Annotated in this window: 14 protein-coding genes; 8 read left to right on the forward strand and 6 right to left on the reverse strand. The window is 69.0% G+C overall.

What is annotated here, in order from left to right; genetic code table 11:
• Positions 1 to 313 precede the first annotated feature (313 nt).
• Positions 314 to 664 (reverse strand): VOC family protein, encoded by a 351-nt coding sequence (locus Athai_RS19025; protein ID WP_203962740.1) that lies wholly within the window; start codon positions 662 to 664, stop codon positions 314 to 316.
• A gap of 761 nt (positions 665 to 1,425) precedes the next feature.
• On the opposite strand from Athai_RS19025, the gene Athai_RS19030 reads away from it, so the two are divergent.
• The 4 genes from Athai_RS19030 (at position 1,426) to Athai_RS19045 (ending at position 4,595) form a co-directional block, all read left to right on the forward strand.
• A complete protein-coding gene (locus Athai_RS19030; protein ID WP_203962741.1) occupies positions 1,426 to 2,475 on the forward strand; it encodes a replication-relaxation family protein in 1,050 nt (349 codons plus the stop codon).
• On the forward strand, positions 2,472 to 3,125 hold the full coding sequence (locus Athai_RS19035) for a DUF2637 domain-containing protein (RefSeq protein ID WP_203962742.1): 654 nt from the start codon (positions 2,472 to 2,474) through the stop codon (positions 3,123 to 3,125). Before Athai_RS19030 ends, Athai_RS19035 begins: the two co-directional genes overlap by 4 nt.
• 134 nt (positions 3,126 to 3,259) lie before the next feature.
• Positions 3,260 to 3,838 carry a type IV toxin-antitoxin system AbiEi family antitoxin domain-containing protein gene (locus Athai_RS19040; RefSeq protein WP_203962743.1) on the forward strand — a complete coding sequence of 193 codons (579 nt, stop codon included), beginning with the start codon at positions 3,260 to 3,262 and terminating at the stop codon, positions 3,836 to 3,838.
• 52 nt (positions 3,839 to 3,890) lie between these two features.
• Complete coding sequence (locus Athai_RS19045; protein WP_203962744.1) at positions 3,891 to 4,595, forward strand: hypothetical protein; 705 nt, start codon at positions 3,891 to 3,893, stop codon at positions 4,593 to 4,595.
• 418 nt (positions 4,596 to 5,013) lie between these two features.
• On the opposite strand, the gene Athai_RS19050 is transcribed toward Athai_RS19045, so the two are convergent.
• The 4 genes from Athai_RS19050 to Athai_RS19065 all read right to left on the reverse strand — a co-directional run bounded on the left by Athai_RS19050 (position 5,014) and on the right by Athai_RS19065 (position 8,571).
• The gene (locus tag Athai_RS19050) at positions 5,014 to 5,427 is read right to left on the reverse strand and encodes a hypothetical protein (RefSeq protein ID WP_203962745.1); all 414 of its coding nucleotides are present in this window, start codon (positions 5,425 to 5,427) and stop codon (positions 5,014 to 5,016) included.
• Between the two features lie 75 nt (positions 5,428 to 5,502).
• A complete protein-coding gene (locus Athai_RS19055) occupies positions 5,503 to 6,117 on the reverse strand; it encodes a GNAT family N-acetyltransferase (RefSeq protein ID WP_203962746.1) in 615 nt (204 codons plus the stop codon).
• Positions 6,114 to 7,610, reverse strand: coding sequence for an APC family permease (locus Athai_RS19060; protein WP_203962747.1), 1,497 nt, complete (start codon positions 7,608 to 7,610; stop codon positions 6,114 to 6,116). Before Athai_RS19060 ends, Athai_RS19055 begins: the two co-directional genes overlap by 4 nt.
• A gap of 49 nt (positions 7,611 to 7,659) precedes the next feature.
• Complete coding sequence (locus tag Athai_RS19065) at positions 7,660 to 8,571, reverse strand: GPP34 family phosphoprotein (protein ID WP_203962748.1); 912 nt, start codon at positions 8,569 to 8,571, stop codon at positions 7,660 to 7,662.
• 486 nt (positions 8,572 to 9,057) lie between these two features.
• Between Athai_RS19065 and Athai_RS19070 the strand changes: the two genes are divergently transcribed.
• The 4 genes from Athai_RS19070 (at position 9,058) to Athai_RS34240 (ending at position 12,218) form a co-directional block, all read left to right on the forward strand.
• Entirely contained in the window at positions 9,058 to 10,464 is a 1,407-nt protein-coding gene (locus tag Athai_RS19070; protein WP_203962749.1) for a helix-turn-helix domain-containing protein, read from the forward strand.
• Positions 10,451 to 11,386 carry an aminoglycoside phosphotransferase family protein gene (locus Athai_RS19075; protein WP_203962750.1) on the forward strand — a complete coding sequence of 312 codons (936 nt, stop codon included), beginning with the start codon at positions 10,451 to 10,453 and terminating at the stop codon, positions 11,384 to 11,386. Before Athai_RS19070 ends, Athai_RS19075 begins: the two co-directional genes overlap by 14 nt.
• Positions 11,387 to 11,581: 195 nt before the next feature.
• Positions 11,582 to 11,719, forward strand: a complete 138-nt coding sequence (locus tag Athai_RS34235; protein WP_239157029.1) for a creatininase family protein — start codon at positions 11,582 to 11,584, stop codon at positions 11,717 to 11,719.
• A 175-nt stretch (positions 11,720 to 11,894) separates the two neighbouring features.
• Positions 11,895 to 12,218 (forward strand): creatininase family protein, encoded by a 324-nt coding sequence (locus tag Athai_RS34240; protein ID WP_239157030.1) that lies wholly within the window; start codon positions 11,895 to 11,897, stop codon positions 12,216 to 12,218.
• A 622-nt stretch (positions 12,219 to 12,840) separates the two neighbouring features.
• On the opposite strand, the gene Athai_RS19085 is transcribed toward Athai_RS34240, so the two are convergent.
• On the reverse strand, positions 12,841 to 13,233 hold the full coding sequence (locus Athai_RS19085) for a hypothetical protein (RefSeq protein WP_203962751.1): 393 nt from the start codon (positions 13,231 to 13,233) through the stop codon (positions 12,841 to 12,843).
• Positions 13,234 to 13,240: the final 7 nt, after the last annotated feature.

Consider the following 13,240-nt stretch of genomic DNA (forward strand, 5'->3'; position numbering starts at 1 on the left):
AGGACAACGAGTCAACGATGTCGGCGAGGCCCGGTCGCCCAGCGCGCCACGCCAAGCTGTCGCAGATCACGTCTCGCGGTCCGGTGGTACGGCGCCGAGTCGCGGCCATCCCAGGATGAGCATCCGCGTGGGAGCATCAGAGATGACACGGTCTTGACACCGTCTTGGGAACGCGATCGTCGTCTCGGACAGCCCCGCCCCGGAGCCACGAGACACCCAGCGCCTCTGCGGATCGCGAGATCTGGGCCATGCCGCGGGCAGATCGTGTGGAACACGCGCGGAACGCTCCGGACTGGTCCGGAACGATCCACCGCTACCTGCGGAGCCCTGTGCTGGTGTCCAGGATCGAGATGGTGTTTCCGAACGGTCCTCGAGCACCGCGCACCAGCCGATCGCGATCGCGAACGGCTCGCGGCGCACCACACACCCGTGGCTGCGGCACTGTTCGACCGCGGCTTGCACATCGTCGACCAGGTAGTGCACCCTGGCCGGGCGGCAGGTCCAGAGTGTGCAGCACGATTTCCGCGTCAGTCTCCGGCATGCCCATACCCACCGACACCTCATCACGCCACAACTGCCCATGCCCGAACACCCGCCCGTAGTAGTCGACGGCACCGTCGAGATCCGGGACCCGCAGCATCACGCAGTCGATCTTTCGCAGCACCTGCCCGATCGTGCCACCGCGCTTGCCCCAGCGCATCCGCCGGCGCCGAGCTCAGATCGCGCGGTAGGCGCCCAATACCCCGATCTCGACTGCAGCGCGCACGCCGGCGCCGTTCAAGCCTGGGGCAACACCGCCTTACGGCGGTGATGCCGGGCCGGCCTGACGCGGGAGCTCGTCGCCCGTTCGGAGGGATCGATCGGCGCGTGCGGGTGAATCCAGCCGGGCGCCTGTCCGATCTGGGTCTCCCGCTGGCAATAGAAGGTAGCGAGTCTGGCACCACACTGCTCCGACGGTCGCGTCCTGCCGCGTCACCGGCCGACAGGAACGGCGGCGTTCTGGAACAGATGCCGGCCGGCTCCGGAACGATCCACCCTCGCTGTGCGGTACCCGGAACCATTCCGGATCATTCCGCGGAACAGACCCCGCCCGTCCACCCGGACGCGGCGGCGAGCCACGCCACCGCAGCCCGCTGCTGCGACATCACCACCCCAGCAGAGCGCCGACTTGCGCCCGGAACCCGACTTTCCCACGGCCCGTCGAGGCCGAACCCTGTGACAGGAGACCACCATGTCCCATCACCACAGCGCCAGACAGTGCCCCGCACCGGTAGCTGCGCCAACCCTCACGACCGGTACAGCAAGCAGTCCAGCGAGCAGTCCATCCCGCGATCCCGCAAGCGCTTTGACCGCTCGGGTCCACCAGCCGCAAACGCCCAGCACAGCCGCCGTGTCCACCGACCCAGAAAGGACCCGGACTCAACTATGACTTCCCCTCAACGAAAAACACCGCCGCTCACCCACGACCGGCTCCTCGACATCACCACCCGCGCCGGCGCCCGCGACCGCCTCATCGCCAGCCTCGTCGACACCCACCGCGTCCTGACCACCCCGCAGATCGCCCAGCTGTGCTTCGGGTCCGAAGCCACCGCCCGCACCCGCCTCCACACCCTCACCACCCTGCGCGTCCTGGCCCGGTTCCGGCCGCGCCGAGACACCGGCTCCCACCCCTGCCACTACGTGCTGGACGCCGGCGGCGCGTTCCTGCTCGAACACGACGTCCCCGACCGTGACCACCGCCGCCACCGCGTCGACAAACGCCTCGCCTGGGCCACCAGCCAACGCCTTCCCCACCTGACCGGCACCAGTAGCTTCTTCACCACCCTGGCCGCCACTGCCCGCCACCACCCCGACGCCTGTCTACCGACGTGGGCCCCCGGTCACTGGTGTGAGAAGTGGCTGTCGCTGATCAAACTCGCGCCGGACGGCTTCGGGACCTGGGTTCAGGACCAGCAGCTGGTCGACTTCTTCCTCGAGTACGACACCGGCACCGAACACCTCGCCCAACTGACCAAGAAACTCACCCAATACCAACGCCTGGCCAACGGCGTTACCGGAGCCCCGGGACCCCCCACACCCTGCGCCCTATTCGTGTTCGGCAGCCCCGGCCGCGAAACCCACGCCCGCCAAGCCCTTACCCACGCCGCGCACGGCAAGAACCTGCCGCTGATCGCCACCGCCGCCTACCCGACCGCTGCCGACCCCGCCGGCTGCTGCTGGCTGCCCCTGCCGACCCACCCCGACCACCAACCGCGCCGCCACACCCTCGCAGACCTCGGCCGCCTCGCCGACCACCCCCAACAGCCGGCCAACCACATCCCCACCGCCCCAGGCGACCTGCACCTGGCGCCCAGCTGGCCAACACTGCCCACCGCACCCATCAGCCTCACCACCGACCCCCGGCCCATCGACCGCTGGATCCCTCGACCCGACAACCAGAACCGCGACAGCGGAGACAACCGGGGCGGCCAATGAAACATCGGCAACGCCTCGCGCAAGCCACCGTCGCCGTGCTCGGCCTCCTGGCCGCCGCCATCTCCTACGACCACATCCGCCACCTCGCCCAAACCCACGCCGAAACAGGATGGACCGCCATCGCCATCCCCCTCACCGTCGACGGCATCGAAGTCGTCGCCACACTCGCCGTGCTCGCCCCCCGACACCACAACCGAGCCGGTAACAGGCTCGCCTGGGCCGCGCTGATCGTCAGCACCCTCGCCTCCATCGGCGCCAACATCGCCGCCGCGCCACCCGACCCCATCGCCCGCACCATCGCCGCCTGGCCCGCCGCCGCCTTCGCCACCGCCATCAAACTGCTCACAACCCTGCTCGACCCGGCCCACCCAGCATCAGAACCCGACACCACCACCCGGGAGAACACCGCGAGCACACTGCGACTGCCCAGAACCCCACGCGCCCAACAGGACTGGAACACCATCTGGAACGACCACCTCGCCACCGGCGACACCGCCAGCACACTCGCCCAACGACACGGCATCACCGCCCGCCAAGCCCGCACCATCCTCGCCGCCGGCCGCGCCGGGAAGCTCGACCCACCATCACCCACCGACTCGGCAGAGCCACCGGCGGAACGAGCAGAACTCACCTGCCCCTCCGACGAATGAAACCTCGGCACGTGCACACAGGTTCAGCGCGACGCAACCCAGACAGCTCGACCACCGCGGCGACCTGCCCAGACAACGTGACTCCCAGCCGTATACAGACACCGTGGACGTGTAGACAGTCAGGAGGTGAAAACGTGCCTGTTTCGACCCTAACGCCCGCATTCACCCTCGACGATGCACGTGCAGCAGGTCTCCGCAAGGACCAGGTCTACGCGTTGCTCACCGCCGGCCGGATCGCACGGCTCGGGCGCTCCGTGTACGTGCGCACCGGGACAATCGACCCCACCCTTGCGCCGCTGGCCGCCGCTACCGCACTGCGCAACACCGCCACCCTCTGCCTGACCAGCGCACTGATACACCACGACCTGACCGACCAGATCCCGTTCGGCACCGACATCGCCCTGCCACGCGGCCAGCGCCACCCCGCCGGATTCGAACACGTCACCTGGCACAGCTTCGACCCCACCACATTCACCATCGGCCGCGAGACCTTCGACGCAGCGGACGGGCTGCATCTGGCCACGTATTCAGCCGAACGCACCATCATCGACAGCTTCCGCCTCGCCCACCACGAAGGCCCAGACCTCGCCTACACGGCCCTACGCCGCTGGCTACAGCGACGCGGAAGCTCCCCAGCATCGCTGCTACAGGTCGCGGCATCGTTCCCGAAAACACTTTCCAGAATCCGGCAAGCGCTGGAGGCCCTGCTGTGACCCCACCGGCACCCACCCGCGGCACCGCTGCCGGCCGCGCCTACCTCGTGGCATGAGCCGGCGCGAGACCCGGCTCGATCGGGACATCGCCGCGATGCTGGCGGCCAAGGCGTTCACCGAGATTCGGTACCTGGCCGGCGACGCTCGACGCAGCCCGCAGAACACTTCCGCCGAGGAAGACCTGGAGCGCATCAGGTTCCTGGCAGATCTGTGTCACAACCTGCCACCGATCGCCCGGCCGCGCCCGTGGCGGCCGTCCCGCCGGGGAGCCCCCGGCGGCAGCCGTGAGCAGGCGATGGCCGAGCGGCCGATGGGCTGGACCTGGCACACCACCGGCCCGGAAGGACGCGCCTGGATGCTGCGCCACATCGAGCAAGACGGGCGCCGCTGGACACCACCACCGCCATTGCCGGCGCACCACACAGGCCCGTCACCGATGACGCTGCGGCAGCAGATCACCGTTCTGCTGGGGCGCTGGCCGGTTCGGGCCCCGGCCGGGCGCCTGCCGTTGCCCGCGGAAGCGCACGTCCTCAAAGCCCTCGACACCGACGCGGTCTGCGCCCTGTACGCAGAAGCCGGACGGCTGCGACTCGGCATCGGTCACGGCGGACCATGGCGAGCCCACCTGGACCCCGACGGGGTCCACTACCTCGTGACGGACCCCGCCAACTACTACTGGCCAGGCAACACCGACGGCAAAGGCGGCACGATCCGCTGGTGGCAAGTGCACCGCACTGTTACGGATGTACGACGGTGAGCAAGTCAGCGCCATGATCGCCGTACTCCCGGCAACCTTCACAGCGTTGCGCTCGACCCTGCCGCGACGAGAACAGCTGCGACTCGCTCACCGCGCTCGCGCCACAGTACGCGACACATACCTCTGGAGCCGAGCCCACAAGACCAACTGCGGACCACAGCTCTGCGGCTACCTCCCCGAGGGCGCCGACGAACCTCCACCAGACAACTGACGAGCAGGGCACCGGCCATCGCCGTATCCCCCGGCCACCGTGAGCTGGCGTCTGCGTCCAAGTCGCGTAGAGGACACAACCGCTGCTCGATGGCCGGCAGGGGGCCGGCATGCTGGGGCAGCCTGAACCGCATCACTGCCACCGGCAGCGCCTGCCTCAGCTTCCGTCAGCTCGGCAGAGCGCCTGGTAGGGCGGCAGGTCACTGGCTCATCGGGCGGACGCCAGAAGGACCCGGTCCGGCACGGCTGTCCAGTCGCGGAGCGCGCCCAGCGGCATCGGTTCGATCCTGTACGGGTGCGCCGGCAAGCCTGCGGCCAGTCGGTCCTGCTGGGTGGTGAGCCATGCAGCTGTCACCGCGGTGGACGTCGGGTAGACGGCGACGCAGGAGGGGTTGGTGGTTTCGTTGAGCCACCAGGACTGCAGGGCGGTGCAGAATCCGGCGGGGTCGGCGTCGCCGCACCAGAACCGGTCGGGTTGGGCGGTGTCGGCGGCGCGGGCGATGCCGATGTATCCGCTCCGGTCATCGAGCCGCAGCCGTTCCCACGGCTGTGACCAGACGACGGGTGCTCCGATCCGGCCGCACGCCGCTCCGGTGGTGGATGCTGGTGCCGTCGTGTGCATGAACAGTCCAGCCCTTCCATAGGGGATGGTGCGGCGCAGCCGTGTGGCAACCGGTCGGAGGCGCCGCGCACGGGATCAGTTGGTGGATGGCGGGGTGCGCCACATGCGGTACATCGACCCACCCGCCGGCAGCCGTAGCTCGTAGCGCGCGCCGGGCAGCGGCTGGTAGCCGTGTCGGGCGTAGAGGCGTGCGCTGTGCTGATTGGAGGCGACGAGGTAGGCGGGCCGTGCCTGGTGGTCGAGCCGGCGGTGGTGCTCGCGCAGGAGCCGGCCGCCGATTCCTCGTGCTTGGTATTCGGGGGCAACGGCCAGGAATCCGAGGTAGTCGTGGGCGGTGGCGGGTGTGTGGTGGTGCAGCAGTTCGTCGAATTCCAGGAACCGCTGCAGCCTCGGTTCGCCGACGACCGAGGCGACGCGGCGGTCGTAGTCGGCCGGTCCGGGATCGTCGCTGGCGTACCAGAGCGCGACGCCGACGATCGCGCTGGATGTGTCATCGAGGGCGACCTGCGCGGAGGCGCCGTGGGACAGGGCGTGGGCGACGTGGATGGCGAAGTAGCCGCGCATGATCGCCGAACGCTGCCCGACTTCCGGGACCAGCCAGCGGTTGGCGTCGAGGTGGAAGAAGCTGGTGTCGATGAGCTCGACGATCCGGTCGCGGTCCTGTTCGCGGGCGACGCGCACGATCGTCATGCCAGGGCTCCTTCGGTCTGGGCGTCGTCGGCGAGGTCTGCGTCGGTTCCGAGTCCGATGCGCCGCCACTGCTGCGGCCGTACTCGCCGCAGCACCAAGCCCAGCGCTCCCAGCACGACGAGCAGGGCGAAGGGGATCGCGGGCAGGATCCAGCGCAACAGACTGCCGGGGGCCACGCCGAGCAGGACGTCGTAGTTGATCACCGACAGCACGACCATCACGCTCAGCAGCACGAACGCGGTCAACGGCAGCACCGCACGAACCGCAGACCACTCGGCATCGCGCTCCCCGCCACGAATGCGGCGGCGGAAGTAGACGAACACCGACAGGCTCACCAGCGCGAACAGCACCATGACCATGAACCCGCCGAGGGTGCCGCCGTAGTAGAACAGGGTCACCAGCGGGTCCCAGCCGGCCACGTACCAGACGCCGATGGCCGCCAGCCCGATCCCTGCCTGCAGGAGGGCCGCGGTGGCCGGTACGCCCTGCCGGATGCTGGGGCGGCCGACCGCGGCGGGGAACCAGAACCCTTCTCGCGCCAGGGAGAACGCGTACCGGTTGCAGGTCATCGCGAACGTGATCAGCGCGATCAGCACCGACGTGCCGAACAGTGCGTTCGCGACGTCGATGATCACTGGTCCGACGTAGGGGCGGGCCAGGTCGAACAGCAGGCTCTGCGCTTCGGCCTGCGCGCGGTGCACCAGGTTGTGGTCGCCGGCGACCCAGCCCATCAGCCAGGACGTCAGCGAATAGAGCGCGGTGATGAGAAGCATCGCGGTCACGGTGCCGCGCACGATGGCCCGCTTGCGGTTGCGGGTCTCGGACTGCATCACCACACCCAGCTCGACCCCGACGAACGCGAGGAACGCGATGCACACCGTGGTCGCGACCCCGCCGGCCGTGCCGCCGAGCAGGTGCGCCGGGTTGAGCGTGCCCCACTGCGGGGTGCCCTGGTACGGGTGCGGGGCGAGGAAGGCGTCCAGCACGACCACGAGGGCAACCTCGCAGAGCATCAGCGTCGAGACGAACCAGCCGGTGATCTTGATCCGGAACAGCCCGGAGATCAGCACCAGCGCCCAGGCGGCGAGTTGCACCTGCAGGGTCGTGATGTGCAGACCGGTCCAGCCCGACAGCACGCCAGACACGAACGGGCCGATCAGCCCGTACAGGCCGACTTGCAATGCGACGTAGGCGAGGTAGGCGATGGGGCCGGCGGCCAGCGCCACCGACCGGGACAGTCCATGGGCGATGATCGAGTAGAAGGCGCCGGGGTTGGCGGTGCGTTTGCTCATCGCCAGATAGCCGGGCAGGAACAGGCCGATCACGCCGGCCACCACGACGAACGCCCACGGGACCGCGGTGACCTGCGTCGCGGCGTACATGGTGGTGACCACGCCGCACAGCACCGTCAACGGCGCCTGCGAGCTCATGATGAACACGGTCGTATGCACGGTGGACAGCTGGTTGGGTCTCAGTACAGCCGGATGCGCCATTGCCGCTCCTTCACAAAGAGACATTCGATAATAAGAATGGATGAAAGGGTTATATTGCGGTAGCGGCGTCGCGGGCAAACGCCGCGTACGCGTGCTGCACGAGCCGCCGCAGATCTGCCGGCAGCAGCGGCAGCGTCGATGCGAGGCTGACGTCCCTGTACGTAGTGTCGCGGCGGATCCGGCGCGAGAGCCCGACCCGGTCCATCAGCGCGGCGATCACGGCATCTTCGGTCGACAGCTTGGCGCCACGCGAAATCATCCGCGGGATCCGGACGGTTGCGTTGAGCGCTCCGGTCAGGTGCCCGTCGGCCGGCAACAGTCGGATCTGGCCGCGGGGACCGCGTGAGCGGCGCGCCACGCCGGCCCGGACGAGGCGGTCGGCAACCAGGTCCTCGATCTCGAAGCCCAGCCGCGGCTCGCTGTATTCGCGGCGCGGGCTCTTGCGTTCGGCGAGATCCACGATCCAGTCTCGGGCCGTGCGCGGCTGGCGCTGGCGCAGCACGCTTTCTGCCACCCAGCGATGCGCGGCATCGGATCGACGCGTCACCGCCAACACCCCGTCGGTGTCGCGACGCGTGTCCACGAACACCGCGCCCGGCACCCGCCGCTGCCGGCGGCGCCCAGACCGAACCAGATCGGCGACGCTGGCGTCCATACAGCTCGCCCGGCCGGCCAGCACCAGCTCGGCGAGGACACCCGCCACCAGCGCCCTCCGCAACGTCTGCGACCGCGCCTCGTGCCGGCCATCGAACGGGTTGGTCAAGATCCGCAGCAGCTCCCCGGCCACACCCCACTGCCCGTAGATCCGGCGCGAGCCACTCCGGTACGACGCGATGCTGGCCGCCAGCTCATCCAGCAGCCGCCGCTCCCGCTCGTACGCCTCCTCAAGCTCACTCACCGCTTTCCGCCGTCTGACTCGCCCGGACCACGAACGAGCGCCGGGGCCGCGCTCCAGCACCACGCCCGTGGGTTGCTCGAACGCTCGCGAGCCGCGCAGGCGGGCCAGCTGCGTTTCGGAGCCACTGACAGTTCCTTCCGATCGAGGACCCGCAATGCGGGTTGTCGTCGTGGATGGCGCCGGGGCGGGCGGGTTGTTCGATCACCCGTCGCGGGGAGCTACCGGGCTCGCCGCGCCCGCCCCGGGCCAGTTCGTGGGGTGCTGACCTTCACCGGACAGCACCGTGGGGAGCGTGGAAGCGTTGCCGGGCAACGCTCTCGGCGGCTCCTGTCTAGACGATCGCCCAGACGCACGCTGCGGTCGAGGGACTCGGCACGGACAACGGCGCTGTCCGCATCGCCCGGCCTATGTCCGCTTCGGAAAGATGTACGCAACCGGTAAGCTCGAAAGCTGTCTGTCCAGGTTCAACCAGCCGTCCCGAGCCCGAGGAGCAGAAGTCGTGTCAGACCGCGCCCGGCGTCGTGCCCGGGTGAGCTGAGGAGCGCGCCGATGGGTCAAGCGCCCCGCCACCTGGTTCCGTCGCGTTCGGCGGCGGACTACTTCGGCGCGCAGCTTCGGCACTGGCGACAACTGCGCGGGCTGTCCCAGCAGCAGCTCGGCCGCTTGACGTTGCACAGCGGCTCGCTGATCGGCAAGGTCGAGAAGGCCGAACGCACACCGCCGCCGGACCTGGCCCGCCGATGCGACGACGTCCTGCAGACCGGCGGTGCGCTGCAGCGCCTGGACCCGCGGGCCAGCGTCGACGCCCAGCATGATCGCAACGCAGTCTCCGTCGTACTGTCCGAGGTTGGCCTTGCGTGGTCATCCGATCTGGCCGATACGGTGGAGGTCGCTGGTCAACTGTGGAGGGCGGACGTGGAACGGCGCAAAGTGGTGATCGGCGCGGCCTGGTCGGCCGCCGCGTTCGCCGCACCCGCCCGCGACTGGCTCGCCGCCTGGACCGAACCGAACCCGACGCGCGCCGACGGCCGGCGGGTGGGCGCGGCCGAGGTGGACGTCGTCTGGTCGATGTGCGGCACCTTCGCCAACCTCGATCACCAGCTCGGCGGCGGCCATGCCCGCACGACGCTCGCGCACTACCTGAACACCGCGGTACTGCCGATGCTCAAGGGCAGCTACAGCCAACGCATCGGCACCCAGCTTCTGGCGGCTACCGCGCGGCTGTGCGACATCGGCGGGTTCATGGCCTTCGACTGCCGCCGACCCGGACTGGCGCAGCGCTACTACATCCAGGCGCTGCGGCTGGCGAGAGACAGCGGCGACCGCAGCATCGGCGCGCACATCCTGGCCGACATGTCCATGCAGGCCCAGTACATGGGCGACGGACGCGAAGCGCTGGCGCTGGCCCGAGCCGGCCAACGCACCGCACGCGACTGCGGATCGTCGCTGTCGATGGCCCGCTGCTGCGCCCTGGAAGCCCGCGCACACGCGCTGCTCGGCGACGGCGGCTCGTGCGGCCAGGCCATGACCCGCGCGGAACGGGCCCTGACCGCGGCCACCGACGAGGAACCGTCCTGGGTCACGTTCTTCACCTCCGAACAACTCGCCGCGGAGTTCATGTACGCCGCGGGCGAGTTGGGACGACACGCTGACGTGCAGCGGTTCGCGCCCGCCGTCCTCGCGTCCTCGGCGGGCATGCAACGGCGCCTGGCCCTGGCGACCGCCACCCTCGCCTCCTCATACCTGCCGGGTGGCGGCGCCGGCAACCACACCGCGGACATCGACCAAGCGTGCGAGGTCCTGCGCGCGGCCGTTCCGGTGGCTGCGACGCTCGCGAGCCCGCGGACGGTCAACATCCTGCACGCGGTCCGGGCTCAGCTTCGCGCCCACCGTTCCCGACCCGCCGTCGAGCAACTCGACAGCGAGATGGAGAGCGTGCTCGGTGCCGCATCCTGACCAGGCCATAGCGCCAGCCGCCGTCGACCTCGACACGACGCTCCGCAACGCTTGCGCCCTCCGTGGTGTCTCGGCCGACGGCGCGCGGCTGCTCCACCATTCCAGCAACGCGGTGTTCCACCTGCCGGCGGCCGACCTCGTCGCCCGGCTCACCCCCGGCGACGATGTCGGCGACCGGCTCCGCGCGACGCAGTGCATCACCCGCTGGCTGGCGACCGAGCAGGGTTTCCCCGCCACCAGGCCAGCAGACATCGGTCCCGTTGAAGACAAGGCCGCTACGGTCACCTTCTGGCGGTACTACCCGCAGCCCAGCCCGGCCCCGGATCCCAGCTCGGCAGACCTCGCCGGGCTGCTGCGCCGGCTGCATCACATCAACCAGGCGCCGCCGGCGACCCTGGATACCTGGGTACCGCTCGCGTCCCTGGACACCGCACTTCACGACCGCACCATCAATGCCCCGCTGACCTCCGACGAACGACGCTGGCTCCTCGACGAGGTCAACCGCGTCCGCGACGACTGCTACAACCTGGACTATCCCCTCGATCAGGGGCTGATCCACGGCGACGCCTGGGCCGGCAACCTGCTGCGCGGCCACGACGGCTACCTGCTGGGCGACTGGGACTGGCTGGCCTGGGGCCCACGAGAGATCGACCTGATCCCCACCTGGCACGCCGCGACCCGCTACGGACGAGGCGCCGCCTGGTCCGCCGCCTTCGCTACGGAGTACGGCTACGACCTGTCGAACTGGCCCGGGTTCGCGTCCCTGCTCCACATGCGCGACCTGGTCCAGCTCACCGGCCCGCTTCGCCGCGCGGCGACCAGTGAACGCCATCGCCGCATGCTGCGTCAGCGTTTCGACGCGATCCGCGCCGGCGACCCCACGCCTTGGACCGCCTTCCAACCAGGCGCTGACACGACGTAGCCGACAAGCTGGCGGTTCATTCCGCGCGAGGCGCTGACCTACATCCTCACCGTCAGTGTCCACGGTGGCCCCTGGATGGCACGCAGTCCCGGCGAACGCGGCCCACAAGCACGAGGAGGAGTGCTGGATGAATCTGATGACCACGGCCACCACCGATGAGGCCGCGCGGGTGGCGACCGTGACCGTGTACTGCCGGTGGGGAGTTTCGAACAGCACGGGTCGCGGCTGCCGCTGATCACCGACACCGTGGCGGCCTGTGCCATCAGCCCAAGCGGTGGCCGAGACATACGACGTCCTACTCCTGCCGCCGGTCACCATCGCGTGCTCCAATGAGCATGTCGGCTGGCCCGGGACGGTCAGCATCCGGGCCCGTACCGCTGAGCCTGGTCATCGACGACATCTTCGACTCTCTCCCGATCGGCCATTCAGAAGCTCGTGATCGTCAACGGGCACGGCGGCAACCACGTACTCGACAACATCGTGCTGAAACAACGTCGAGAGCCCGAAGATGTCGCTGTTCCCCGCCCGGCATGACTGGGAGCAGGCACGTGCGGCGGCCCACCTGGAGAGCAGCATGCATGAAGACATGCACGCCCGCGAGATCGAACCCCCGCTGCTGCTACACGCCTTCCCTGAGCTCATCCGCAGCGGCCCCGACGACGTCGATCACATCGCCAACGATCGCCCATACCTGACAACCCTCGGCATGCGTAGCTACACCACGAGCGGCGTCATTGGACGCCCATCACTGGGAACCGTCGAGAAGGGCGGGGCCGTACTCGACAACCTCGTCGACAGCTTCTCGACACATCTGGAGATGCTCGGGCCGTAGCTTGTGCGCAAGCGCGGCCCGGACAACTCCTCCAGAAGAACGGTTACCTGCCGCTACAACGGGGCACTTGCACGGGTCTGCACCCCACACCAACGCGATGAGCAGCGGCGCTGAATGATCGGCACCTGGATCAGTCGGCAAGATCGGCCAGTCCTTGCTCCCAGCGGCGAGGGCCGGCTCCTGTTGCGGTCGCGGCACAGTGGACGAACTGGGTCCGACAGTCGCAACGGCGTACGCCACCGATCAACCGCGGTACCTGCGAGAAGGGCATGTCGAGCCGTTCGGGCCGCCAGACGGCGGCGACTCCGGTACCACCGTCGCTGGGTGCTTCCAGCCCGACGGTGGGGATGCCCATCGCCATCACAGCGCCCAGGCACACCCAGCAGGGTTTCAGATTGATGGCGAGGGCCGGCGGCGCTGATCCCGGAGCCCAGCCCCAGATGACGGTCGACCTGCCGCACGGCCGGCGGACGCGAGATGTGAGCGTAGGGATGCAGCCAGCTGGACCATGGGCGTCGCCGGGCTGGTGCAGGCAGAGATCCAGCCAATAGCGGTCCCCATCTCGGAGGGACCTTGTCAGAAAGGAAGAAGTCGAGAGTTGGAGGGCGCGGCGGACTTCAGCTTAGTTGGGTCTGGGGTTCTCCACCGTGAACCACCGGTTCCCGTACGTTGACGAGTCGTGGCCGTAGTGGCGGTCCTTGTACTGCTTAAGCGCTGCCTGCCATTGACTGAGGATGAGGACGGCGTCGCTGTTCTGCGGAAGGGTCTCCTCGTCGAGGATATCGACGAAGGCATAGCTGGGGTCCTTCTCAATGACCTTGCTGAGTTCCCCGAGGAGACGGTTGAGCATCTTGATCTTGAGAGCGTTGACGACGCCATCCTGCTTCTTTTTGGACAGCTCGGTCATCTCGCGGTGAGCGGCCTCCAGCATCGGAACAAGCCGGTCATAGGTCGCTGCCTGCTCGTCAGTTGGCGACGGCGAGGAGCCGTCATTCGCCTTGTTGCGGCGGGGCATGGTTTTC

This window comes from Actinocatenispora thailandica (assembly GCF_016865425.1).
GTDB classification, from domain to species: domain Bacteria; phylum Actinomycetota; class Actinomycetes; order Mycobacteriales; family Micromonosporaceae; genus Actinocatenispora; species Actinocatenispora thailandica.